The sequence below is a fragment of the Microbacterium sp. UNCCL10 genome (assembly GCF_000746195.1).
GTDB lineage: Bacteria > Actinomycetota > Actinomycetes > Actinomycetales > Microbacteriaceae > Microbacterium > Microbacterium saccharophilum.
In genome coordinates this window covers 1,416,147-1,440,153 of sequence record NZ_JQKT01000007.1, presented here as the reverse complement: position 1 = coordinate 1,440,153, position 24,007 = coordinate 1,416,147, and the positions used below count along the sequence as shown (strand labels likewise).

Below are 24,007 nucleotides of genomic sequence, written 5' to 3'. Positions count from 1 at the left end.
GAAAGCACTGACGCCGCCCCCGGCTTCGATGGGGCGGCGTCAGTCGTGGGAGCCAGGTTACCCTGAGCGCCCGGAGCGCATGGCTCAGAGGTTGATCATGTGTCCCGCGAGACCGTGGAACGCCTCCTGCAGACCCTCCGACAGCGTCGGGTGCGTGTGCACGTTCCGGGCCGCCTCGAGGGCCGTGAGGTCCCACTTCTGCGCGAGGGTCAGCTCGGGGAGGAGCTCGGACACGTCGGGGCCGATGAGGTGGCCGCCGAGCAGCTCGAGGTGCTCGCCGTCCGCGATGAGCTTGACGAAGCCGACCGGCTCGCCGAGCCCGTTGGCCTTGCCGTTGGCGCTGAACGGGAACTTCGCGACCTTGACGTCGTAGCCGGCGTCACGCGCCTGCTGCTCGGTGAGGCCGAACGAGGCGACCTGCGGCGAGCAGAACGTCGCGCGGGGCATCATGCGGTAGTCGCCGAGGGTCTGCGTCTCGGCCTTGCCGATCGTCTCGGCGGCGACGACGCCCTGCGCCTCGGCCACGTGGGCCAGCTGCAGCTTTGCGGTCACGTCGCCGATGGCGTAGATGCCCTCGACGTTCGTGCGCATGTGGTCGTCGATCTCGATCGCGCCGCGGTCGGTGAGCTTCACGCCCGTCTTGTCGAGACCGAAGCCCTCGATGCGCGGGGCGAAGCCGATCGACATGAGCACCTTGTCGGCCTCGATGGAGCCCTTCGCGCCGTCCGCGTTCGCGGTGTAGCTGACGGTGACCTTGCCGCCGGAGTCGACGACCGACTCCACCTTCGTGGAGGTGAGGATCTCGACGCCGTACTTCTTGTACTGGCGCTGGATCTCCTTGGAGACCTCGACGTCCTCGTTCGGGAGGGCACGGTCGAGGAACTCGATGATCGTGACCTTCACGCCGTAGTTCGTCATGACGAACGCGAACTCCATGCCGATGGCGCCGGCGCCGACGATGACGATCGACTTCGGCAGGTCGCGCGTGAGGATCTGCTCCTCGTACGTGACGACGTTGTCGCTCAGCGTGACGCCGGGCAGCAGGCGCACGGTCGAGCCGGTCGCGATGATCGCGTTGTCGAAGGTGAGGGTCTCGGTCGAGCCGTCGGCCTTCGCGACCTGGAGGCTCTTGGCATCCAGGAACGTGCCGCGACCCTCGTACTCGGTCACCTTGTTCTTCTTCATCAGGAAGTGGATGCCCTTGACGTGGGTGTTCGCCACGGTGCGGCTGCGGTCCCACGCCGTCCCGTAGTCGAACTGGACATCGCCGCGGATGCCGAACAGCTCCGCCTTGTGCAGGAAGGTGTGCGCGAGGTCCGCGTTCTTCAGAAGAGCCTTCGAGGGGATGCAGCCGACGTTGAGGCAGACACCACCCCAGTACTTCTCTTCCACGATGGCGACGGACAGGCCGAGCTGGGCAGAGCGGACGGCCGCGACATACCCGCCGGGGCCGGCGCCGAGGATGACGACGTCGTAATGAGGCATGCCTCCAGCCTAGTCCTCGCGGGAGGGTCGTCTCCGTGCCAGCAGGACGGCGGCGAGGATGCCGGCACCGACGACGATCACGCCACCGCCGATGAGGAGAGGCGTCGCATCGAACGTCGATCCGTCGCCGCGGGGGGCGTTCGCTGCCTCGCACGTCGCATCCGCGGCGTCGTCGCCGACCAGGAAGGCGAACTCGCCGGAGATCGGGTGGCTGTCGCTGGAGACCGTCCGCCACAGCACCGTCACGGCGCCCGTCGCCTCGCCGGACAGCGCCTGCGTCACGCGGGTGCCGTCCACGACGGGCGCGCCGTCGGCGAGAGGCGTGCAGGAGGAGTCCAGCACGGAGACCTCGGTGGCTCCGGCGTCGGTCAGCAGCACGCCGGAGAACGTCAGCGTCAGCGACGCGGGCAGCTTCTCCACCGTGGTTCCCGCCGCCGGGTCGGTGCCGATGAGCTCATCGTGCGCGAACGCCGGCGAGGCCGTCACCGCCAGCAGGACTCCGAGCACGAGACCGGCCAGCGCCGTGGCGCGGCGGCGGGGACGAGGAGCGGGGGAGGTCACCCCAACGAGCCTAGCCATGCCTTCCGGAGGGGCGGCCGCCCGCCTAGCATGGCGGCAGGCGGGCACGCCGGCCCGCGGCTGACGAGAGCGGGTACGGGATGGACGCGATGATGAGGGACGCCATGTCGAAGGACATGATGTCGATGGAGGGCATGCCACAGATCGACATGGCCGTCATGCAGGCGTGTATGGACGCGTGTGCGGCGTGTGAGCAGGCGTGCGTCGTCTGCTCCGTCCAGATGATGGACGGGCAGATGATGGACTGCGCGCCGGCGTGCATGAACTGCGCCGACATGTGCAACACGATGATGCGCGCCATGATGCGGATGCAGGGGATGACGCCGGCATCCCTGATGTCGATGCTCGACGCGTGCATCGCGATGTGTCAGACGTGCATGGACATGTGCATGCCGCACGCCGACATGAGCGCCGTGTGCAAGATGTGCGCGGACTCCTGCCGGGCCTGCATGGACGCGTGCATGGCGATGAAGAACGCGATGTCGATGGCGTGAGCCCCGACCGGTCCGCCGTCAGCCGAGGCGGAGCGCGTTGAACTGCCGCGTGCCGACACTCAGCACGTGGTAGCGGGGGTGGAACGCGACGGGCGCGCCCGGCTGCACGGCATCCGACGCGCCCGCCCCGTTCCAGAGCTCGATCCGCTCGCCCTCCAGCGTGTGGACGATGACCGTGCCGTCGTCGTGCCGCTCGCCCACGAGGACGTCGACCCACTCGGCCGGCGTCGCGGAGACGAGGCGGGCCTGGATGAGGTGGACCGCATGACCCGGCGCGAACGTCGAGCAGGCTCCGCCGCGAGCGCACATGCACGCCGCGACCTGACGCACCGGGGTGGTCGTGAGGCGGCTGGGCTGCGGGGACACGGGATGCTCCTTGTGACTGAGCCGGTCGTTTCCGGCTGAGGCGGTTTCGGTAGGGAGAGGCTACGTTCCGGCCTCGAGCAGGTCACGTCCGCCGACACACGCGGAAACATTCCGCGCACAGCCCGAACCCCCGATTCGGCCTCTTCCTCGGAGGCCGTGATCCGTTAGGGTGTCAAAGGAGGAGGACACCGTGGAGGACAACGCTCGACCCGACGACGACATCCGGCGCGGCGCCGATGGTCGGGGACGTTCCGGATCGTCGGACACGACCCAGACATTCGGTCACGACGCCGACCTGTCGTTCATCCCGTTCGGGAGCGACTTGAGTGCTGTCGAGGTCGAAGCCATCGGTGCGCTGCCGTCCCGTTCCGCCCTGCTGCTGGTCCGCTCCGGCCCGACGGCGGGAGCCCGCTACCTGCTCGACACGGACGTGACGACGGTCGGTCGTCACCCGGAGGCCGACATCTTCTTCGACGACGTCACCGTCTCGCGTCGGCACGCCGAGATCACCCGCACCGGCAACACCTTCGAACTCGTCGACCAGCGCTCCCTCAACGGCACCTACGTCAACGGGGAGCGGGTCGACCGCGCGGCACTGTCCGACGGGGCCGAGCTGCGCATCGGGAAGTTCCGGCTGAACTTCTTCGTGTCGCCTCTCGACCGCGGCGCGGTGACCGGAGAGTGACCCCGGCCGCAGCACCCCGCGGGCGTCCGTCGTCTGCGGGGCACCTCAGCATCGGCCAGGTGCTCGCGCGCCTGACGCCCGAGTTCCCGAATCTCACCAGCAGCAAGCTGCGCTTCCTCGAGGTCCAGGGGATCGTCACGCCGATGCGGACCGAGTCCGGCTACCGCAAGTTCTCGCCCGCCGATGTGAACCGGCTCCGCGTCGCACTCACGCTGCAGCGCGACCACTACCTGCCGCTCGCGCGCATCCGGGAGTACCTCGAGGAGCACGGCCCCGACGCGGCCGCCGCACCCGGTGTCCCGGCATCCATCGTGCAGACGGCCCGCCGTTACCACCGCGACGAGCTGCTCAACGCCGCCGGCGCGAAGGCCGGCCTGCTCAACGACGCGATCAGCGCAGGCCTCATCACGGCGGCGGAGACGTTCGACGAGCGTGCGCTCGCGCTGCTGCGCACCCTCGTAGCGCTTGACGCCCACGGCATCCAGCCCCGCCACGTGCGGGGTCTCCGCCAGGCGGCGGAACGCGAGGTCTCGCTCGTCGAGAGCGCCCTCGCGCCGCTGCTGCGCCGGACCGACGCCGCCTCGCGCGGGCGCGCCGGGGAACTCGCTCCCGAGCTGCTGCGACGGCTCGACGAGGTGCGCGCGAGCTTCGTGCACGCGGCCCTCGAGCGGCTGCTGCCCTGACCGCGCGCGACACGCCGAACGCTCAGAGCGGATGTCGTTGCCGCACCGGCATCCCTCATCTAGCGTTAGAGAACGCCATGACACGCAGGAGGCTCACATGAACGCGCATGACGCGCCAGGCGGACAGCCGTTCGCCACCGACCTCCTGTTCACCGACGGCCTGCCGGCCATGGACGACGAGGTGGGCTACCGCGGCGCGGTCGCCGCCCGCGCCGCCGGCATCACGTACCGTCAGCTGGACTACTGGGCCCGCACCGAGCTCGTCGAGCCCACCGTCCGCGGCGCCAGCGGCTCCGGGTCGCAGCGGCTGTACGGCTTCCGCGACATCCTCGTGCTCAAGCTCGTCAAGCGGCTCCTCGACACCGGCATCTCGCTGCAGCAGATCCGCACGGCCGTCGAGCAGCTGCGCGCCGCCGGCATCCGTGACCTCGCCGGCACGACGCTCATGAGCGACGGCGCCTCGGTGTACCTGTGCACGTCGAACGACGAGGTCATCGACCTGGTCAGCCGCGGCCAGGGCGTCTTCGGCATCGCCGTCGGCAAGGTGCTGCACGAGGTCGAGTCGACGCTGCTGGACTTCGACCCGCAGGCGCCGGACCCCGTCGACGAACTCGCCGCGCGCCGCTCCGTCAAGACCGCCTGACCCCGCGCCGCCTCCGCCCGGCTCGGCCGGGCGACGCGCAGATGAACGAGCGGCGCGGCCGCGGATTACCACCTGCGCCGACGGATTCCGGGCGGCGAGGCACGGGTTGCCGGCCGCCGACTGCCCGGGGTCAGCCCGCGGCGCCGACGGCGGGGATCCGGCCGGTGCGGACGACCCGATCCAGCAGCGAGTCGAAGTCGGCCGCGAGCTCCTGGGCGGAGTCGCCGGGCCAGATGTGCAGCGGCTTCGCGGCGCCCTGCGCCTGCTGCAGCGACGTGCGCTCCGGCAGCTGCGGCGACAGCACGAGCGGGCCGAACATGTCGCGCAGCTCCTTGATGCGGAACTGGTGCTCGATGGACTGCGGGCGCACGCGGTTCACGACGATGCCGAGGGGCTGCAGGCGCGGCGAGAGACCGCGGCGGATCTCCTCGATCGCGCGCAGCGCGCGGTCGGCGGCGGCCACGGAGAACAGGCCCGGTTCGGTGACGACGATGACGCGGTCCGAGGCCGCCCACGCCGTGCGCGTGAGGGCGTTCAGCGACGGGGCGCAGTCGATCAGGACGAGGTCGTAGTCGGGCTCGATCGTCGCGAGCGCCTCCTCGAGCTTCCACACGTCGCGGACGCTCGGATGCGGTCCGTCGAAGTTGATCGCGGACGGGCTGCCGATCATGACGTCGATCGTGCCGGGGTGCACCTTCGCCCAGCCGCTGGAGGTGATCGCCTGACGGACGACCTTCTCCTTCGGGTTGGCCAGGACGTCGGCGACATTCAGGCGACCGGCGACCTGGATGTCCATGCCCGTCGAGACATCCGACTGCGGGTCGAGATCGACCACGAGGGTCCGCACGCCCCGGGCGAACGCGGCAGAGGCGAGGCCCAACGTCACGGTCGTCTTGCCGACGCCGCCCTTCAGGGAGCTGACCGAGAGTACGTGCACGAGGCTCTACGTTACCTTCCCCTAGGCTGAGAGGGTACTCAGCCCGCTCGTGGCGGCCGCGCAGTGGCGCCCTAGGTCCATAGAGGTGCAGATGTTCCGCAAGATCCTGGTCGCAAACCGCGGTGAGATCGCTATCCGCGCATTCCGCGCAGCGTTCGAACTGGGGGCGCGCACCGTCGCCGTGTTCCCGTACGAGGACCGCTTCTCGTTGCACCGGCTGAAGGCCGACGAGGCATACGAGATCGGCGAGAAGGGCCACCCGGTCCGCGCCTACCTCGACGTCGCCGAGATCATCCGCGTCGCGAAGGAGAGCGGGGCGGATGCCATCTACCCCGGCTACGGCTTCCTCTCCGAGAACCCGGAGCTCGCCGCGCAGGCGGCTGCGAACGGCATCGCGTTCATCGGCCCGCCCGCCCGCGCCCTCGAGATGGCCGGCAACAAGGTCACCGCGAAGGAGCACGCCGTCGCCGCCGGCGTCCCCGTGCTCCGCTCCACGCCGGCCTCCGACGACGTCGACCTCCTTCTCGGGCAGGCCGACGACATCGGCTTCCCGATCTTCGTCAAGGCGGTCGCCGGCGGCGGCGGACGCGGCATGCGCCGCGTCGAGTCCAAGGATCAGCTGGCGCCCGCCCTCGCCGAGGCGATGCGCGAGGCCGACAGCGCCTTCGGCGACGCGCGCGTGTTCCTCGAGCAGGCCGTCCAGCGGCCCCGCCACGTCGAGGTGCAGATCCTCGCCGACAAGACCGGGCACACCGTGCACCTCTTCGAGCGGGACTGCTCCGTGCAGCGCCGCCACCAGAAGGTCGTCGAGATCGCCCCCGCGCCGAACCTCGACGACGGCGTCCGCACCGCCCTGCACGCCTACGCCGTCGCGTTCGCGGAGTCGATCGGCTACGAGAACGCCGGCACGGTCGAGTTCCTCCTCGAGACCGCCGGTCCCCGCACCGGCGAGGTCGTCTTCATCGAGATGAACCCGCGCATCCAGGTCGAGCACACCGTGACCGAGGAGGTCACCGACGTCGACCTCGTCCAGTCGCAGATGCGCATCGCCGCCGGGCAGACCCTCGAGGATCTGGGCCTGCGCCAGGAGGACATCCGGCTGCGTGGTGCCGCGCTCCAGTGCCGCATCACGACCGAGGACCCGACGCAGGGCTTCCGCCCCGATACGGGCAAGATCACCACCTACCGCTCGCCCGGCGGGGCCGGCATCCGCCTGGACGGCGGCACGACCGCCGCCGGCTCGCAGGTGAGCCCCCACTTCGACTCGATGCTCGCGAAGCTCACCTGCCGCGGACGCGACTTCGCCTCCGCCGTGCAGCGCTCGCGGCGTGCTCTGGCGGAGTTCCGCATCCGCGGCGTCTCGACGAACATCCCCTTCCTGCAGCGCGTGCTCGATGACCCGGCGTTCATCGCCGGCGACCTCAGCACGTCGTTCATCGACGAGCGACCGGAGCTGGTCAAGGGCAAGGAGTCCAAGGACCGCGGCTCGAAGCTCGTCGCCTGGCTCGCCGACACGACCGTCAACCGCCCGAACGGCGACAACCCGCTGACCGTCGACCCCGCCTCGAAGCTCCCGAACGTCGACCTCACCACCGAGCCGGCACCCGGATCGCGTCAGCGGCTCCTCGAGCTCGGCCCCGCCGGCTTCGCGAAGGCGCTGCGCGAGCAGACCGCCCTCGCGGTCACCGAGACGACGTTCCGCGACGCCCACCAGTCGCTGCTCGCGACGCGCGTGCGCACGAAGGACCTCGTCACGGTCGCGCCCTATGTCGCCCGCCTGACCCCGCAGCTGCTGTCCGTCGAGGCGTGGGGCGGGGCGACGTACGACGTCGCGCTGCGCTTCCTCGGCGAGGACCCGTGGGAGCGCTTGGACGCGCTGCGCGCGGCGCTGCCCAACGTCGCGATCCAGATGCTGCTGCGCGGCCGCAACACCGTGGGCTACACGCCGTACCCCACCGCCGTCACCGACGCCTTCGTGAGCGAGGCCGCCGCGAGCGGCGTCGACATCTTCCGGATCTTCGACGCCCTCAACGACGTGTCGCAGATGCGTCCGGCGATCGAATCGGTCCTGCAGACCGGCACCGCCGTCGCCGAGGTCGCCGTCTGCTACACCGGTGACCTGCTCTCGCCGAGCGAGGACCTCTACACGCTGGACTACTACCTGCGCCTCGCGGAGCAGATCGTGGATGCCGGTGCGCACATCCTCGCGATCAAGGACATGGCCGGGCTCCTCCGCCCCGCCGCCGCCGCACGTCTCGTCACGGCCCTGCGCGAGCGCTTCGACCTGCCGGTGCACGTCCACACGCACGACACCGCCGGCGGGCAGCTCGCGACGCTGCTGGCCGCGAGCGCCGCGGGTGCGGATGCCGTCGACGCGGCCGCCGCCCCCATGGCCGGGACCACGAGCCAGCCCTCCCTCTCCGCCCTCGTGGCCGCGCTCGCGCACACGGAGCGCGAGACCGGGCTCGACCTGGGCGCCGTGGCGGACCTCGAGCCGTACTGGGAGGCCGTGCGTCACATGTACCGCCCGTTCGAGTCGGGGCTCCCGGGCCCCACGGGCCGCGTGTACCACCACGAGATCCCCGGCGGCCAGCTCTCGAACCTCCGCCAGCAGGCGATCGCGCTGGGGCTCGCGGACGACTTCGAGCTCATCGAGGACATGTACGCCGCGGCGAACGCCATCCTCGGCCGCGTGCCGAAGGTGACCCCGTCGTCGAAGGTCGTGGGCGACCTCGCGCTGCACCTCGCCGCCGTCAAGGCCGACCCCGCCGACTTCGAGGCAAACCCCGAGAAGTACGACGTGCCGGACTCGGTGGTCGGCTTCATGGCCGGCGAGCTCGGCGACCTGCCGGGCGGGTGGCCGGAGCCGTTCCGCACGAAGGTGCTGCGGGGGCGCGAGGTGCGCGTCGGCGTCACCGAGATCTCCGACGAGGACACCGCGGCTCTCGCGGCCGACTCCGCGACGCGCCGCCACACCCTCAACACGCTGCTCTTCCCGGCGCCGACCCGGGCGTTCCGCGAGGTGCGCGACACGTACGGCGACCTCAGCGTGCTCGACACCGCCGACTACCTGTACGGTCTCGTGCCGGGCACCGAGCACGTCGTGGAGATCGAGCGCGGCGTGCAGCTGTACTTCGGGCTCGAAGCCATCGGCGAGGCCGATGACAAGGGCATGCGCACCGTCATGACCACCATGAACGGGCAGCTGCGGCCGGTCTTCGTGCGCGACCGCGGCATCACGGTCGAGGCGCGGCAGGCGGAGCGGGCCGACACATCGCGTCCGGGCCAGGTCGCGGCCCCCTTCTCCGGCGTCGTGACGCTGAAGGCCGAGGTCGGCGACACCGTCACGGCCGGTCAGCCGGTCGCGTCCATCGAGGCAATGAAGATGGAAGCGGCCATCACCGCATCCGTCGACGGCGTCGTCGAACGGCTCGCGATCCCCGCCACGGCGCAGGTGGAGGCGGGTGACCTTTTGCTGGTCGTCCGCCCCGCCGAGTAGTCTGGAACGTCGGGCGGACCGCCCGACAGCGACGTGGAGTGAGCACCAGTGACCCCTGACCGCAACAACCCGACGCCCGACGATCCCGAGAACGGCGTCCTCGACAGCACCGACAGCATCGACACGACGGGCATCGGCATCATCGACGGCGCCACGGCGCAGGTCGAGGTCGCGCTGCCGGCGTACGCCCCGGACGACGACGACGTCGACGACGACGTGGTCGACGACGGCCGCACGGAGCTCCTCGAGCGGGACGACGCCCCGACCGACGAGGTCATCGACACGGCGGCATCCGAGCCCGCGACGATCCACACCGACGACGTCACGGTCATCCCCGCCGAGGACGCGGCTCCTCCCGCGCCGGCGGCGGACGACGCCGACATCGAGGACGCCGTGATCGTCCCGTCCGTCACCGGGCCCCAGCCCGCCACGCGGCGCGCGGCGCACCACGTCGACGACGTCGACGCGAAGCACGCCGTCGAGCGCCTGCGCCACCCGCGCCCCGCCGACGTCTCGCTCCAGTCCCGCCGGCTCGACGACTTCGAGGCGAGCCGCGAGACCCCCGACCTGCTCACCGCCGACCGCCTGCTCGACCCCGCGCACGTCGTGCGCCCCGAGCCGGAGGGCGTCTGGCAGCACCTGCTCTACGTCGTCTCCGGTCACCGCCTCAACCTCGGGGACAGCAAGCGCGCCCGCGCCCGCAAGGAGATGGATCGCCGCATCGCGGCGCCCCTCACCGGCGGCGCGAAGTTCGTGCCGGTGCTCTCCCGCAAGGGCGGCGTCGGTAAGACGACCGTCACGACACTCCTCGGGATGGCGCTGGCCGACGCCCGGGAAGACCGGGTCATCGCGGTGGATGCCAACCCCGACCGCGGCACGCTCGCCGAGCGCGTCGGCAGCACGAGCGGCAAGACCGTCCGTGACCTCGTCCGCATGCGCGGCGAGGTCGTGGGCTTCAATGACCTCTCCGCGGTCGTCGCGCGGGATGAGACGCGTCTGGATGTGCTCGCCTCCGACGCCGACCCGCGCGTGTCCGAGGCGTTCAACGACCGCGACTACCACGACGTCGCCGCCGTGGCCGCGCACTACTACTCCGTCGTGCTGACCGACACCGGCACCGGCATCGTCCACTCCGTCATGGAGGCGACCCTCGAGCTGGCCGATCAGCTCGTCGTCGTCGCCGGCATGAGCGTCGACGAGGCGCGTCTCGCGTCCGAGACGCTGACCTGGCTGGAGACGAACGGCTTCGCCGAGCAGGTGCGCGGCGCCGTCGTCGTGCTGAACACCTCGCGCCCCGGTACGCCGCTCGTGCGCGCAGCCGAGCTCGAGGCGCACTTCCGCAGCCGTGTGCGCACCGTCGTGCGCGTCCCGTACGACCCGCACATCGCCGCCGGCAGCGCCATCAGCTTCCGCGAGCTCCGCCCCGAGACGCGCCTGGCCGCCCGCGAGGTCGCCGCCGCCGTCGTGGAGGGCCTGCGCGCCCTGTCCGCCGCCGCCTGATGGCCGTCCGTCCCATCCGCCTGTTCGGCGACCCCGTCCTCCGCACGCCCAGCGCGCCCGTGGACGTCGTCGACGACGGCATCCGCGCCCTCGTCCGCGATCTGCTCGATTCGGTCGAGCCCGCCGGCCGCGCCGGTGTCGCCGCGCCGCAGATCGGCGTCGGCCTCCGCGCGTTCAGCTACAACATCGACGGCGACATCGGGTACGTGCTCAATCCGGTGCTCGAGGTGTCCGGCGACCCCGAGCCCGTCGGCGAGGGCTGCCTGTCGGTGCCCGGCTTGTGGCACGACGCGATCCGTCACCCGCACGCGAAGGTCACGGGCATCGACCTCGACGGCAACGAGATCGTGCTGGAGGGCGACGGGCTGCTCGCCCAGGCCCTGCAGCACGAGTGCGACCACCTCGACGGGAAGCTCTACCTCGACCGGCTCCCGGCGGAGACCCGCCGGCAGGCGATGCGCGAGATCCGCGAATCCAGCTGGTTCTGACAGCGGAGAGGGGCCCGGGCGGATGCCCGGGCCCCTCTCCGCGTCATCCGCCCGCTCAGCCGAGCGACACGTTCGTCGTGTTGACCGGCACCGCGTAGAGCTCCTCGACCTGGTCGGCGAAGTCGCTCATGATGACGTTCCGCTTGATGCTCATCTTCGGCGTCAGGTGGCCACTGGCCTCCGTCCACTCCGAGTCGAGGATCGCGAACTTGCGGATCGACTCGGCCCGCGAGACGTTCTTGTTCGCGATGTCGATGGCACGCTGGACCTCCGCGCGCACCTTCGGATCCTTCGCGGCGTCCGCGAGCGACATGTCGGCGGGCAGGTCGTTGTTCGCGAGCCACGTCGGCAGCATCTCGGAGTCGAGCGTGATCAGCGCGCCGATGAACGGCTTCTGGTCGCCCACGACGACGACCTGGCCGACGATCGGGTTGGCGCGGATCGGGTCCTCGAGGGCGGCCGGGGCGACGTTCTTGCCGCCGGCGGTGACGAGGATCTCCTTCTTGCGGCCCGTGATGGTGAGGAAGCCCTCCTCGTCGAACGCGCCGACGTCACCGGTCTTGAACCAGCCGTCGTCGAACGCCTCGGCGGTCGCCTCCGGGTTGCGCCAGTACTCCTTGAAGACGTTGATGCCGCGCACCTCGATCTCGCCGTCGTCGGCGAGTCGGACGCCGACGCCGGGGAGCACGGGGCCCACGGTGCCGATCTTCGACTTCGTAGCGAGGTTCACCGTCGCCGGGGCGGTCGTCTCGGTGAGGCCGTAACCCTCGAGGATCGTGACGCCGAGGCTGTGGAAGAAGTGCCCCAGGCGCGGGCCCAGGGGAGCGGAGCCGGAGACGGCGTACTCGACGTTTCCGCCCATGGCGGTGCGGAGCTTCCCGTAGACGAGCTTGTCGAAGAGGCGGAACTTGATCGTCGTCAGCAGCGGGACCTTCTTGCCCTCTTGCTTGAGGCGGGAGTGCTCGACGGCGGTGTGCGCGGCGGCGCGGAAGATCTTGCCCTTGCCGCCGGCCTCGGCCTTCTGCTCCGCCGAGTTGTACACCTTCTCGAACACGCGCGGCACGGCGAGGAGGAACGTCGGCTTGAAGGAGCCGAGCGCGGTCAGCAGCTGCTTCGTGTCGGGCTGGTGGCCCGTCTTCACGCCGGCGTGGATGTCGAGGATCGAGATGAACCGTGCGAAAACGTGTGCCGTCGTGATGAACAGCAGCGTGGACGCGCCCGGCTTGGCGACGACCTCGTGCAGCGCCTTCGCGGAGTTGCGGCTCAGTTCGACGAAGTTGCTGTGCGTGAGCACGCAGCCCTTCGGGCGTCCCGTCGAGCCCGACGTGTAGATGAGGGTCGCGATGTCGCTGCCCACGGCGAGGCCGCGGCGGCGCTGGATCTCCTCGTCGGCGACGTCGGCGCCCGTGGCGCGCAGCGTGTCGAGGTGGCCCTCGTCCATGACCCAGACGTCGCGGATGAGCGGCACCTCGGCGCGGATCTCGGCGATGCGGGCGGCGTGCTCCGCCGACTCGGCGATGACGGCGATGGCACCGGAGTCGGAGAGGATCCAGCTCACCTGCGCCGCGGAGCTGGTCTCGTAGATCGGGACCATCACCGCCCCGGCGTAGAACAGCGCGAAGTCGACGAGGGTCCAGTGGTAGGTCGTGCGGGCGATGAACCCGACCTTGTCGCCGGGCTGGATGCCGGAGGCGGCGAGTCCCTTCGCGAGCGCGATGACCTCGCGCTCGAACTCGGCGGCGGTGATGTCGCGCCAGCCGTCCCCCTCCGGAACGGCGAAGAGGGCGAGCGAGGGCGTCGCCTTCACACGCTCGGCGAGAAGATCGGCGACGTTCGCCTGCGGGTCCGCGGGGACGATGGCAGGGACTTCGAACTGGACGGCGCTCATGGGCGGCAACTCCTTCGGTACCGGGTGGCGTCGGATGTGACGGGTTGGGCACGAGTCTAGTCGCCCGCGGGCCCACGCTAGTGAGACTCGGGTTCATCAATTGTGAAACCGCGATTCACCCCTTTCCGGCACGGCCCGCGCGCCTGCGACGGCAACCGCCCGCGCACTAGAATTCACGGATGCCCCGCGGCGCACGCGGGCGGAAGGGATACGTGTGCTGAACGTCGGCATCGACATCGGCGGGACCAAGATCGCCGGTGGCGTCGTGGCAGAGGACGGGACCATCGTCGAGCAGCTGCGCGTGCCCACCCCGGTGGATCCCGCAGCACTCGCCGACGCGGTCGCGGCCATGGTGCGCGAACTGGCATCCCGGCACGACGTGCACGCCGTGGGCGTCGCCGCGGCGGGATTCATCGACGCGACACGCTCCGTCATCATCCACGCGCCGAACATCGACTGGACCAACGAACCGCTGCGCGCGGAGCTCGAGACCCGCATCGGCCGTCCCGTGACCCTCGAGAACGACGCGAACGCCGCCGGGTGGGGCGAGTACCGGTTCGGCGCCGGTCGCGGCTCCCGGAACATGGCGATGCTGACGATGGGCACGGGTGTGGGCGGCGCCGTCATCATCGACGGTGCGCTCCTCATCGGCGGCAACGGGATCGGCGGGGAGCTCGGCCACATCCGCTTCGTCCGCGGCGGCCGTCCCTGCGGGTGCGGGCAGAACGGATGCCTCGAGCAGTATGCCTCCGGGCGGGCGCTGCAGCGGGAGGCGAACGACATCGCGGACGCCGGCGGGATCGGCGCGCCCCTCGCCGCGATGCGCGACCCGGACGGGCACCTGCACGGCGCCGCCATCGCGCAGCTCGTCCTGGCGGACGACCCCGGCGCGCTCGAGGCGCTCCGCCGCGTGGCGACCGCTCTGGGCGAGGCGTGCGGCGGCTTCCAGGCGGTGCTCGACCCCGACCTCTTCGTCATCGGCGGGGGAGTGGCGAGCCTCGGCGACCGGCTGCTGGACCCCGTGCAGCTCGCCTACTCGACGGCGCTCCCGGGCTATGGCGACCGGCCCGTGGCATCCTTCGCGATCGCGACCCTCGGCAACGACGCGGGTCTCATCGGCGTGGCCGACCTCGCGAGGATCCGGGGCTGACCGATGTTCTACTGGTTCATGAAGTACGTGGTCATCGGACCGATCGTGAAGGCGATCTTCCGGCCATGGATCGTGGGCCGCAACAACATCCCCTCCTCCGGTGCCGCCATCCTCGCGAGCAACCACCTGTCGGTGAGCGACTCGATCTTCCTGCCGCTCATGATCGACCGGCCCATGTCGTTCCTCGCGAAGAGCGACTACTTCACGGGGAAGGGCATCAAGGGCTGGTCGACCCGCATGTTCATGAAGGCGACCGGCCAGATCCCGATCGACCGCGGCGGCGGGAAGGCGTCGGAGGCGTCGCTGAACACGGGCCTGCAGGTGCTCGGCCGCGGCGACCTGCTCGGCATCTACCCGGAGGGCACCCGCAGCCCCGACGGCAAGCTCTACCGCGGCCGCACGGGCCTCGCGCGGATGGCGCTCGAGGCGCACGTCCCGGTCGTGCCCGTCGTCATGGTCGACACCGGCGCGATCATGCCGATCGGCCGCACGATCCCGCGCATCGGCCGCGTCGGCATCGTCATCGGCGAGCCGCTGGACTTCTCCCGCTTCCGCGGGATGGAGGGCGACCGGTACGTCCTGCGCTCCGTCACCGACGAGATCATGGTCGCCCTGCAGCGCCTCGGCGAGCAGGAGTACGAGGACGTCTACGCGTCGACCGTCAAGGGCCGCCGACCGCCCGCGTAGCAAAGGCGAGAGGGGTGTTTCCGCGCCGGTAGACTGACCGAATGCCCTCCCCGCAGCACGATCTCGACCACTGGCGCACGCTCCCGATCAAGCAGCAGCCGCTGTGGGGCGACCTGGATGCCGTGGCCGCCGTGTCGAACGAGATCTCGACGCTCCCGCCGCTCGTCTTCGCCGGCGAGGTCGACCTCCTCCGCGAGCGCCTGGCGCGCGCGGCCAGCGGCCAGGCGTTCCTCCTGCAGGGCGGCGACTGCGCCGAGACGTTCGCCGGCGCGACCGCCGAGCAGATCCGCAACCGCATCAAGACGGTGCTGCAGATGGCCGTGGTCCTCACCTACGGGGCCTCGATGCCCATCGTGAAGATGGGGCGCATGGCCGGGCAGTTCGCCAAGCCCCGCTCCAGCGACACCGAGACCCGCGGCGAGGTGACACTGCCGGCCTACCGGGGCGACATCGTCAACGGCTACGACTTCACCGAGGCCTCGCGCGCCGCCGATCCGCAGCGTCTGCTGAAGGGGTACCACACGGCCGCCTCGACGCTGAACCTCATCCGCGCGTTCACGCAGGGCGGCTTCGCCGACCTCCGCGAGGTGCACAGCTGGAACCGCGGCTTCGCGGAGAACCCGGCCAACGAGCGCTACGAGGGCCTCGCCGGCGAGATCGACCGCGCCATCAAGTTCATGGAGGCCGCGGGCGCGAACTTCGACGAGCTGCGCCGCGTCGAGTTCTACACGGGGCACGAGGGGCTCCTGATGGACTACGAGCGGCCCATGACGCGCATCGACTCGCGCACCGGCACGCCGTACAACACGTCCGCCCACTTCCTGTGGATCGGGGAGCGCACGCGCGACCTCGACGGCGCGCACGTCGACTACTTCTCGAAGATCCGCAACCCCATCGGCGTCAAGCTCGGCCCCACGACGTCGCCGGAGACGGCACTGGCGCTCATCGACAAGCTCGACCCGGAGCGCGAGCCCGGCCGCCTGACCTTCATCACGCGCATGGGTGCCGGCAAGATCCGCGATGCGCTGCCCCCGCTCCTGGAAGCCGTGAGGGACGCCGGCGCGACGCCGCTGTGGGTCACCGACCCCATGCACGGCAACGGCATCACGACGCCGACCGGTTACAAGACGCGGCGCTTCGACGACGTCGTGGACGAGGTGCGCGGCTTCTTCGAGGCGCACCGCGCCGTCGGGACGTTCGCCGGCGGCATCCACGTCGAGCTCACCGGCGACGACGTGACGGAGTGCCTGGGCGGCTCGGAGATGATCGACGAGGCCACGCTCGCGACCCGCTACGAGAGCCTGTGCGACCCGCGCCTGAACCACATGCAGAGCCTCGAGCTCGCGTTCCTCGTCGCCGAGGAGCTCGAGAAGCGCTGACCCGCTGCTGACCCCCGCGTGTCCGCGCGGCGTCAGCCGGTGGCGGTGATCTGGATCGTGACCGTCGTCCCGGCCCGGCGGAACGCGCCGCCCTCGGGGTCCTGCGCGGTGACCTTCGTGAGACCGTCCGGCCACACGTTCCAGAGCGGGGAGTAGTTGACCTCGAAGCCGGCGTCCCGCAGGCGCTGCGCGGCGTTGTCGCGCGTCTGGCCGACGACGCCGGGGATCTCGAACAGCTGCGGGCCCTTCGAGACCACGAGGGGGATCGTGTCGCCGGGGCGGAAGTTCCCGCCGTCCGCGCGGGCGCCCATGCTGATGACGCGGCCCTGCTCGACCTTGTCGCTGAACGCCTCGGTCACCTCGGGGGTGAGCTCGACGGCCGTGAGCTTCTCCCGCGCCGCGTCGACGCTGTCGCCGACGACGTCCGGGACAGGGCCGAGCGACACGTACAGGTCGGCGCCGGAGCCCTCCAGCGCCGTGCAGCCGTCCTTGCAGTCGACGCCCGCGCCGCCGTCGCGCGGCGTGAGGGTCGCGTCGATGACGGTGCCTTCGGCGGCATCCGTGAACCGGGAGTGGGTCGCCGTGACGGTCATCCGGATGTCGGCGAGGGCCTGCGTGGCCTGCTCCAGCGTCATCCCGGACAGCGTCGGCACCTGCTGCGAGGCGGGTCCGGCGGAAACCACGACCGTGACCTCCGCCTCCTTCTCCACGCGCGCGCCCTCGCCGGGCTCGGAGCGGATCACGAGGCCCGCATCGACCTCGAGGCTCGTGTCGCTTCCCTCGACGGCCCGCAGCCCGAACTCCGCGAGCTCGGCCTGGGCCTCCGCGAACGTGCCGCCCCGGACGTCGGGCACCGCGATGAGCGAGCCCGGCCCCGAGCCGAACCACCAGCCGACCCCGCCGGCGGCACCGGCCAGGATCAGGACGAGGACGAGGATCCAGACGCCCTTCGCCGCGTTGCGACGCGTGCGGCGGCGCAGCCGCGTCGCGTTGTCCTCGTCGGTCGTGACGGTCGGCGCCGTGAACGTGCCGGGCATCACCTTCGTGAGCTCGCCGGAGTCCAGTCCGTCGGCGTCGGCGAGCACGGCGGGGGAGGTGCGCACGACCTGCGGGTAGACGCCGAGGTCCTTCTCGATCTCGCGGAGCCGGTCGAGCATGGCCCGCGCGTCGACGGGGCGGTCGTCGGGCTCCCGCTCGGTGGCCCACATGACGAGCTCGTCGAACTGCTCCGGCACGCCCGGGTTCTTCGCGCTCGGCCGGGGCACCGAGTCGGTGGCGTGCTGGTAGGCGATCTGCATCGGCTGCTCGCCCTTGTAGGGCTGCTCGCCCACGAGCATCTCGTAGAGCATGATGCCGAGCGCGTAGATGTCGCTGCGGGCATCGGCCGTGCCGCGTGTGACGAGCTCGGGCGCGAGGTACGCGATCGTGCCGAGGAGCATCTGACCCGTCGCGGTGTTCGCGCTCGTCGCGCGGGCCAGGCCGAAGTCGCCGATCTTGATGCGGCCGTCCTCGGCCAGCAGCACGTTCTCCGGCTTCACGTCGCGGTGCACGATCCCGGCGCGGTGCGCGGCGGCGAGGCCGGAGAGGACGGCATCCATGATGGTGATGGTCTGCGGGATCGTGAGGCGTCGCTGCTCGCGCAGCAGCTCGCGCATCGTGATGCCGGGCAGATACTCCATGACGAGGTACGCCATCTCGCCGTCCTGGCCCTGATCGAACACGTTCACGACGTGCGGATCGGCCAGGCGCGCGGCGGAGCGCGCCTCCTGGATGAACCGGCTCTGGAACACCGTGTCGTCGGACAGGTGACTGTGCATGACCTTGAGGGCGACCCGTCGCTCGAGGCGCAGATCGGTCGCGACGTAGACCGTCGCCATGCCGCCGCGGGCGATGCGAGCACGCACGCGGTATCGGCCGTCGACCAGACGGCCGATCAGCGGATCCGTCTGCTGGCTCGTGCTCACGCGAAGAGTCTACGGAGCGGATGCCCCGACGCCGGGGAGCGGCTCACCCCCGAACCGTGCGGGGTCGCGGTCGATCGCGCTATCCGAGCGCGGAGAGCCAGGCGTACGCCTGCTTCTCCCACTGCCCGTACCGGTCGGGGTAGGCCGAGACCTGCACCGCCTGCGCGGCGTCGGAGAAGTCCATGTCCTGCCAGCCGGGGATGTCGAGCAGTCCGCGCGACATCGCGCCGTTGGGATCGCCCGGACCGCCGTAGAACACGGCGATGGCGCGGACGGGGTCCAGGACCTGCCCGGCGGTACCCCAGCCCTGGCTGGGACGCTGCTGGAAAAGACCGAGGGAGTCGCGGTCGCCCCAGTCCAGGTTCCGCATCCACGATTCGACCATGGCCGTCGCGAGCGCGATCGCGATGCCCCGGTCGGGGACGCCGCGCTGGCGTCCGACCTGCACGATGAGCGTCGCGTTGGCGATCTGCTCGGCGTCCAGGCCCGCGAGGGCCCCGGGGTCGGGGAGCCGCAGCGTCTGGCCCGGGTAGATGATCGACGACGCGGACAGCCCGTTCGCGGCGAGCAGCGCGGAGACCGAGGTGCCGTGCTGCTGCGCGATGGCCCAGAGCGTGTCGCCCGGGGCGATCGTGTGCGATGCGGAGGCGGGTGGGGATGCGGGTGCCGCGGGCGGCGCCGGTGCCGCGGGCGGCGCCGGTGTCGTGCTCGCCGCCGGTTCCGCGGAGAGGGCGATCGCGAGCTGCTGCCCGGGCTGGATCACCGACGAGGCGCCGAGTCCGTTGAGGGCGCTCAGCGTGCTCACCGACATGCCGTAGGTCCGCGCGATGGCCCAGAGCGTGTCGCCGGCGCGGACCGTGTGGGTCGCCGCCGGTGCCGCGGCCGCCGTCGGAGGGGCGGTGCTCGCGGCCGAGGGGGAGAGGCGCAGGATCTGCCCGGGTCGGATGACGGACGTCCAGGTCAGGCCGTTCCACGCGAGGACGTCCGCCGTGCGGAGGCCGTATCGCGCCGCGACGGCACTCACGGTGTCGCCGGCGGCGACGGTGTGCGCGGTGGCGGCCGGGGCGGCGGCGGGCGCCGCGGTGGCGGCGGCACGCGGCGGGCTCGTCGAGGGGCGAAGGGCCGATGCCGGAGCCGCGCCGAGACCGGCTCCGCGCGGCGTGCCGGCATCGGCGGCCTGCGCGGGCGCGGCCGTGAGCGACAGGGCGAGCGCACCGACGACGGCCAGCGGCAGCGTCGTCGTCGGCAGGTTGTCAGGTCGTCGTCTCACGAGCTTCTCCCTCTGGTTCGACCTCCGCCACCGTGTCACGGAAGTGAATTCGAGTCAACCAGTGATAAAGGAGTGACCCGTGAGACGGAAGTCATCGAAGCAGGGTTCCGACCGAGGGCGCGCGGGAGCGGCGGTGAGTGGAATAGTGGACGTGTGACCGGAGAATCCACGCCGACCATCCCGACCGACTGGCTGACCCTGCCCGACCTCGTAGCGCTGACCGGGGAGCCGCTCGGGCGCATCCGGCGGCTGCTCGACGACAAGCACCTCGTCGCATCGCGCCGTGACGGCACGGTCAAGGTGCCCGCCGCCTTCCTCATGGACGGGCACCCGCTGCCGGCGCTGCGCGGCACCATCATCGTGCTCGAGGACGGCGGATTCACCGACGACGAGGTGATCGACTGGCTGCTCGAACCGGAGGAGTCCATCGGCGTGGCCCCGATCGCGGCGCTCAGGGCCGGTCGCAAGAGCGAGGTCCGCCGCGTGGCGCAGGCGCTCGCCTGAGCGCCACCCGTCACTGAGGCCGCCTCTGCCCCGGCGGCGCGTCGTCAGGCCGCGCGTGCCGTCGCCGCGAGGGCGAGGTCGCGCAGTGCCCCGACCGCCGTGGTGCCGAGGGGAGCGCCGCGGAGCGCGCGGTCGGCCTCCAGCGCGTACTCCGTGATGAGCTCCTCCACGCGGGCGAGGGCCCCGGTGTCGACGATCGTGGACTGCAGGGCGGCGATCTGCTCATCGTCGAGTGCGGGGTCGCCGACGAGCTCGTCCAGCACGCGCCGTGCTCCCGGCGCCATCGCCTCGCGCGCGTACGCGATGAGGAGGGTGCGCTTGCCCTCGCGGAGGTCATCGCCGGAGGGCTTCCCGGTCACGGCGGCGTCACCGAACACGCCGAGGACGTCGTCGCGCAGCTGGAACGCCAGGCCGATGGGGTGGCCGAACCGCTCCAGCGCGTCGCTCTGCGCGGTGTCGGCCCCGGCGAGGGCGGCGCCCAGCAGCAGCGGATGCTGTACGCTGTAGCGCGCCGACTTCAGCGACGCCACCCGCAGGGCCCGCGCCGCGTGCTCGCTGTCGGGGGCCGTGCGGTAGGCGGCCTCCTCGGCCACGTCGAGGAACTGCCCGACGGTGACGTCGCGGCGCATGACGGCGTACACCCGGCGGGCCGGCGCCGCGTGCGCGGCATCCGCGGTCGCGAGTCCCTCCTCCAGGAGGTCGTCGCTCCACGCCACGAGCAGGTCGCCCAGCAGGATGGCCGCCGACCGGCCGAATCCGGCGGGATCGCCGTCCCACGATGCGTCACGGTGCGCGGACTCCCAGCGCCGGTGCGCCGCCGGCCGCCCGCGCCGGGTGTCGGAGTTGTCGACGACGTCGTCGTGCACGAGCGCGGCGGCGTGGAAGATCTCGAGCGCCGCCGCGGCGGCGACGACGTCGGGCGTCGGGGCGGCCGCACGGGCCCCCTGGAACTCCCGGACGGCCTGCCATCCGGTGAGGCAGAAACGAGCCCGGAGGCGCTTGCCGCCGTCCATCGCATCGGCACCGGACCGCACGAAGGCCTGCGCCTCGGCGCCCAGATCGGCGGCGGCGGAGAGCTGGCCGGCCGTGAACCTTTCCAGTCGCTGGGAAACAGCCTCGATCAGCGCATCAGGGAGGTTCACGGGCCTAGCCTAGTTCTCGCGGGGACGCGTAGAATCGTCCCAACGACACTCCACAGAGGGGGAAGCATGCCACTGTCAGAGCAGGAGCAGCGGCTGCTGGATGAGATGGAACGTCATCTCATGCGCAACGACGCCGATGTCGTGAGCGCGCCCCGTGAGGGGCAGTCCCTCAGCTACCGCAACATCGTCTACGGCTCCGTCCTGGTCCTCGTGGGCCTGGCCGCCCTCGTGGTGGGGGTCTCCACCAGCCTCATCGTGGTCGGCGTCATCGCCTTCCTCGTGATGGTGGGCGGCGTCGTGCTCGCCGTGACGCCATCGCGGGGTGGTGCGTCCGCGCGGCCCTCCGAGACCGCGCAGAAGAAGGCCGGCCCGGCGACGCAGCCCGCCTCCTCCTTCATGGACCGCATCAACGAACGCTGGGACCGCCGTCACGACGGGGGCTGACCCGCCAGCAGCGCACACACCACAGAGCACCGACCTCCGGGTCGGTGCTCTTTTTCGTGCCCGGTGGGGAATGGGCTCAGATTTCGATAGTGAAGTGGAGCAAAGTGGAGTAAAGTGGCGGGTATCTGAGGCGGCCGGGCGCAGAAGGGGGTGGAGCCGATGTTGTTGGGCACCTACACCCCCAAGCTCGACGACAAGGGCCGCGTCATCCTCCCGGCGAAGTTCCGCACCGATCTCGGCGACGGCGTCGTCGTCACGCGCGGTCAGGAGCGCTGCCTCTACGTGTTCAGCACGAAGGAGTTCGAGCGGGTCTACGAGCGCATCCGCGAGGCCCCGCTGACGAACAAGCAGTCCCGCGACTTCCAGCGCATGTTCCTCTCCGGCGCGAGCGACGAGAAGCCCGACAGCCAGAGCCGCATCACCCTCCCGCCGCACCTGCGCGCGTACGCCAACCTCGGCCGCGAACTCGTCGTCACCGGCGTCGGCGCCCACGCGGAGATCTGGGACGCGGAGGCGTGGAACGTCTACGCGGACTCGAACGAAGACAGCTACTCGGACATGGAGCAGGAGGTGATCCCGGGACTCTTCTGAGCCCCGGTCGTGACTCCCAGCCGCACGCCCTGACGCACTTCCCCGGTGTCAGGTCGGAGCGGATGGGGATCAGGACCTGGGATCGGACCCCTCGCATCATGAACCTCCGCGACATCCACACCCCCGTCCTCCTCGACCGCTGCGTCGAGCTGCTCGCCCCCGCCCTGGCCCACGAGGGCGCCGTCCTCGTCGATGCCACCGAAGGCATGGGCGGCCACTCCGAGGCGCTCCTCGAGCGCTTCCCCGGCGTCCACCTGATCGGGCTCGACCGCGACACCGACGCCCTCCGCATCGCGGGGCAGCGGCTCGCGCGCTTCGGTGACCGGGTCACGCTCGTGCACACCGTCTACGACGGCATCGCGGATGCGGTCGCCTCCACCGGCCGCACGCACGTCGACGGCATCCTCTTCGACCTCGGCGTCTCCTCGCTGCAGCTGGACGAGTCCGAGCGCGGGTTCGCGTACGCGCAGGACGCCCCGCTCGACATGCGCATGGACCAGAGCGCGGGCACGACCGCCGCCGACATCCTCGCGACCTACGGCGAGGGCGACCTGCGCCGCATCTTCGAGCGGTATGGCGAGGAGAAGCTCGCCGGCCGCTACGCCCGCGCCATCCTCGAGGCGCGCCGGACGGCGCCCATCGAGCGGTCCGGCCAGCTCGTCGACATCCTCATCTCCGCGACACCCGCCGCCGTGCAGCGCGAGCGCGGGCACCCCGCCAAGCGCGTCTTCCAGGCGCTGCGCATCGAGGTCAACGCGGAGCTCGCGGCCCTCGAGAACGCCCTGCCCGCGGCCCTGGACCTCCTGCCCGTCGGCGGGCGGATCGTCGTCATGTCGTACCAGTCCCTCGAGGACCGGATCGTCAAGCGCGCCCTGGCCGAGGCCACCGCCTCGACCGCGCCGGCGCGGCTCCCGGTCGAGCTCCCCGAGCACGCGCCGCGCTTCCGTCTGCTCGTCAAGGGCGCCGAGCTCGCCTCGGACGAGGAGAAGGCACGGAACCCGCGCGCCACCCCCGTCCGGCTCCGTGCCGCCGAACGTGTGCGGGAGGCGGCATGAGCGCCGAAGCCCTCCGGGTCGCAGCCCCGGCTCCGCAGCACACCCCCGGCCGGACGCTGCGCGCCCTCGACGCGCCGCTGCCCGCCCGCCGCCCGCGCCTGCTGTACGGCATCGTCGCCGTCGGCGGCGCCCTCGCGATCGCCGCGGCGCAGATGGGGCTGTCGATCCTCACGACGCAGGGCACCTACGAGATGTCCTCGCTGACGTCGCAGCAGCGCGCCCTGGCGTGGGAGACGCAGATGCTGCAGGACGACGTCGCCGGTCTGAGCTCGCCGCAGTACCTCGCGGCCAACGCGTCGGCGCTCGGGATGGTCGTGGGTCAGACGCCCAACTACCTCCGGCTCAGTGACGGCGCCATCGTCGGCACCGGCGGCGCGGCATCCTCGTCGTCGTCCGTGAACGCGCTCACGCGCGCCGCCGTCACCAACGCGCTCATCAGCGGCGTCCCGCTCGTGACCGACCCCGACGCGAGCCTCGAGTCCGGCGCGACGGTCGATCAGACTCTGCTCCTCAATACCCCGACACCCCCCGCGATCGCCGACGGTCTGCCGACGCCCGCCACACACTGAATGAC

23 protein-coding genes are annotated in these 24,007 nt (G+C 71.3%); 15 read left to right on the top strand and 8 right to left on the bottom strand.

Features of this window, described 5'->3' with window-relative positions; translation table 11 throughout:
- Positions 1-84: 84 nt before the first annotated feature.
- The gene (gene lpdA, locus BR85_RS07115; RefSeq protein WP_028495911.1) at positions 85-1,485 is read right to left on the bottom strand and encodes a dihydrolipoyl dehydrogenase; all 1,401 of its coding nucleotides are present in this window, start codon (positions 1,483-1,485) and stop codon (positions 85-87) included.
- Positions 1,486-1,494: 9 nt separating this feature from the next.
- Positions 1,495-2,046: a copper resistance CopC family protein gene (locus BR85_RS07110; protein ID WP_051526189.1), complete on the bottom strand. Its 552-nt coding sequence runs from the start codon at positions 2,044-2,046 to the stop codon at positions 1,495-1,497.
- A 122-nt stretch (positions 2,047-2,168) separates the two neighbouring features.
- Between BR85_RS07110 and BR85_RS07105 the strand changes: the two genes are divergently transcribed.
- Positions 2,169-2,558 carry a four-helix bundle copper-binding protein gene (locus BR85_RS07105; RefSeq protein ID WP_231478586.1) on the top strand — a complete coding sequence of 130 codons (390 nt, stop codon included), beginning with the start codon at positions 2,169-2,171 and terminating at the stop codon, positions 2,556-2,558.
- Between the two features lie 18 nt (positions 2,559-2,576).
- Here the strand turns inward: BR85_RS07105 and BR85_RS07100 are convergent, their stop codons facing one another.
- Positions 2,577-2,924, bottom strand: coding sequence for a hypothetical protein (locus BR85_RS07100; RefSeq protein WP_028495909.1), 348 nt, complete (start codon positions 2,922-2,924; stop codon positions 2,577-2,579).
- Positions 2,925-3,114: 190 nt separating this feature from the next.
- Here BR85_RS07100 and BR85_RS07095 point away from each other — a divergent pair, with 190 nt between their 5' ends.
- The 3 genes from BR85_RS07095 (at position 3,115) to BR85_RS07085 (ending at position 4,935) form a co-directional block, all read left to right on the top strand.
- Positions 3,115-3,609: an FHA domain-containing protein gene (locus tag BR85_RS07095; protein WP_028495908.1), complete on the top strand. Its 495-nt coding sequence runs from the start codon at positions 3,115-3,117 to the stop codon at positions 3,607-3,609.
- On the top strand, positions 3,606-4,292 hold the full coding sequence (gene ftsR / locus BR85_RS07090; RefSeq protein ID WP_028495907.1) for a transcriptional regulator FtsR: 687 nt from the start codon (positions 3,606-3,608) through the stop codon (positions 4,290-4,292). The genes BR85_RS07095 and ftsR overlap by 4 nt, the downstream gene beginning before the upstream one ends.
- Before the next feature lie 97 nt (positions 4,293-4,389).
- Positions 4,390-4,935 (top strand): MerR family transcriptional regulator, encoded by a 546-nt coding sequence (locus tag BR85_RS07085; RefSeq protein WP_028495906.1) that lies wholly within the window; start codon positions 4,390-4,392, stop codon positions 4,933-4,935.
- A gap of 130 nt (positions 4,936-5,065) precedes the next feature.
- Here the strand turns inward: BR85_RS07085 and BR85_RS07080 are convergent, their stop codons facing one another.
- A complete protein-coding gene (locus BR85_RS07080) occupies positions 5,066-5,872 on the bottom strand; it encodes a ParA family protein (protein ID WP_028495905.1) in 807 nt (268 codons plus the stop codon).
- A 91-nt stretch (positions 5,873-5,963) separates the two neighbouring features.
- Here BR85_RS07080 and BR85_RS07075 point away from each other — a divergent pair, with 91 nt between their 5' ends.
- The 3 genes from BR85_RS07075 to BR85_RS07065 are packed head-to-tail and all read left to right on the top strand — an operon-like array spanning position 5,964 to position 11,359.
- Complete coding sequence (locus BR85_RS07075; RefSeq protein WP_028495904.1) at positions 5,964-9,371, top strand: pyruvate carboxylase; 3,408 nt, start codon at positions 5,964-5,966, stop codon at positions 9,369-9,371.
- A 48-nt stretch (positions 9,372-9,419) separates the two neighbouring features.
- Positions 9,420-10,871: a MinD/ParA family ATP-binding protein gene (locus tag BR85_RS07070; protein WP_028495903.1), complete on the top strand. Its 1,452-nt coding sequence runs from the start codon at positions 9,420-9,422 to the stop codon at positions 10,869-10,871.
- Positions 10,871-11,359 (top strand): peptide deformylase, encoded by a 489-nt coding sequence (locus BR85_RS07065; protein ID WP_028495902.1) that lies wholly within the window; start codon positions 10,871-10,873, stop codon positions 11,357-11,359. The genes BR85_RS07070 and BR85_RS07065 overlap by 1 nt, the downstream gene beginning before the upstream one ends.
- 55 nt (positions 11,360-11,414) lie before the next feature.
- Here BR85_RS07065 and BR85_RS07060 read toward each other — a convergent pair whose 3' ends face one another.
- Positions 11,415-13,247, bottom strand: coding sequence for an AMP-dependent synthetase/ligase (locus BR85_RS07060; RefSeq protein ID WP_028495901.1), 1,833 nt, complete (start codon positions 13,245-13,247; stop codon positions 11,415-11,417).
- 214 nt (positions 13,248-13,461) lie between these two features.
- Between BR85_RS07060 and BR85_RS07055 the strand changes: the two genes are divergently transcribed.
- The 3 genes from BR85_RS07055 to BR85_RS07045 are packed head-to-tail and all read left to right on the top strand — an operon-like array spanning position 13,462 to position 16,463.
- Entirely contained in the window at positions 13,462-14,397 is a 936-nt protein-coding gene (locus BR85_RS07055; protein ID WP_028495900.1) for an ROK family glucokinase, read from the top strand.
- A 3-nt stretch (positions 14,398-14,400) separates the two neighbouring features.
- A complete protein-coding gene (locus tag BR85_RS07050; protein WP_051526188.1) occupies positions 14,401-15,084 on the top strand; it encodes a lysophospholipid acyltransferase family protein in 684 nt (227 codons plus the stop codon).
- Positions 15,085-15,125: 41 nt separating this feature from the next.
- Complete coding sequence (locus tag BR85_RS07045) at positions 15,126-16,463, top strand: class II 3-deoxy-7-phosphoheptulonate synthase (protein ID WP_028495899.1); 1,338 nt, start codon at positions 15,126-15,128, stop codon at positions 16,461-16,463.
- Positions 16,464-16,495: 32 nt separating this feature from the next.
- Here BR85_RS07045 and pknB read toward each other — a convergent pair whose 3' ends face one another.
- Positions 16,496-18,427 (bottom strand): Stk1 family PASTA domain-containing Ser/Thr kinase, encoded by a 1,932-nt coding sequence (gene pknB / locus BR85_RS07040; RefSeq protein WP_028495898.1) that lies wholly within the window; start codon positions 18,425-18,427, stop codon positions 16,496-16,498.
- 79 nt (positions 18,428-18,506) lie between these two features.
- The gene (locus BR85_RS07035; RefSeq protein WP_231478585.1) at positions 18,507-19,697 is read right to left on the bottom strand and encodes a LysM peptidoglycan-binding domain-containing protein; all 1,191 of its coding nucleotides are present in this window, start codon (positions 19,695-19,697) and stop codon (positions 18,507-18,509) included.
- 153 nt (positions 19,698-19,850) lie between these two features.
- On the opposite strand from BR85_RS07035, the gene BR85_RS07030 reads away from it, so the two are divergent.
- On the top strand, positions 19,851-20,201 hold the full coding sequence (locus BR85_RS07030; protein ID WP_028495896.1) for an Rv2175c family DNA-binding protein: 351 nt from the start codon (positions 19,851-19,853) through the stop codon (positions 20,199-20,201).
- Between the two features lie 44 nt (positions 20,202-20,245).
- On the opposite strand, the gene BR85_RS07025 is transcribed toward BR85_RS07030, so the two are convergent.
- Positions 20,246-21,343 carry a polyprenyl synthetase family protein gene (locus BR85_RS07025; protein ID WP_036272312.1) on the bottom strand — a complete coding sequence of 366 codons (1,098 nt, stop codon included), beginning with the start codon at positions 21,341-21,343 and terminating at the stop codon, positions 20,246-20,248.
- Between the two features lie 66 nt (positions 21,344-21,409).
- On the opposite strand from BR85_RS07025, the gene BR85_RS07020 reads away from it, so the two are divergent.
- From BR85_RS07020 to BR85_RS07005, 4 genes are all read left to right on the top strand, one after another.
- Positions 21,410-21,787: a DUF3040 domain-containing protein gene (locus tag BR85_RS07020; RefSeq protein WP_028495894.1), complete on the top strand. Its 378-nt coding sequence runs from the start codon at positions 21,410-21,412 to the stop codon at positions 21,785-21,787.
- A 159-nt stretch (positions 21,788-21,946) separates the two neighbouring features.
- Entirely contained in the window at positions 21,947-22,378 is a 432-nt protein-coding gene (mraZ, locus tag BR85_RS07015) for a division/cell wall cluster transcriptional repressor MraZ (protein WP_028495893.1), read from the top strand.
- A 98-nt stretch (positions 22,379-22,476) separates the two neighbouring features.
- The gene (gene rsmH, locus BR85_RS07010) at positions 22,477-23,433 is read left to right on the top strand and encodes a 16S rRNA (cytosine(1402)-N(4))-methyltransferase RsmH (protein WP_028495892.1); all 957 of its coding nucleotides are present in this window, start codon (positions 22,477-22,479) and stop codon (positions 23,431-23,433) included.
- Entirely contained in the window at positions 23,430-24,002 is a 573-nt protein-coding gene (locus BR85_RS07005; protein WP_028495891.1) for a cell division protein FtsL, read from the top strand. Before rsmH ends, BR85_RS07005 begins: the two co-directional genes overlap by 4 nt.
- The last annotated feature ends 5 nt before the right edge of the window (positions 24,003-24,007 follow it).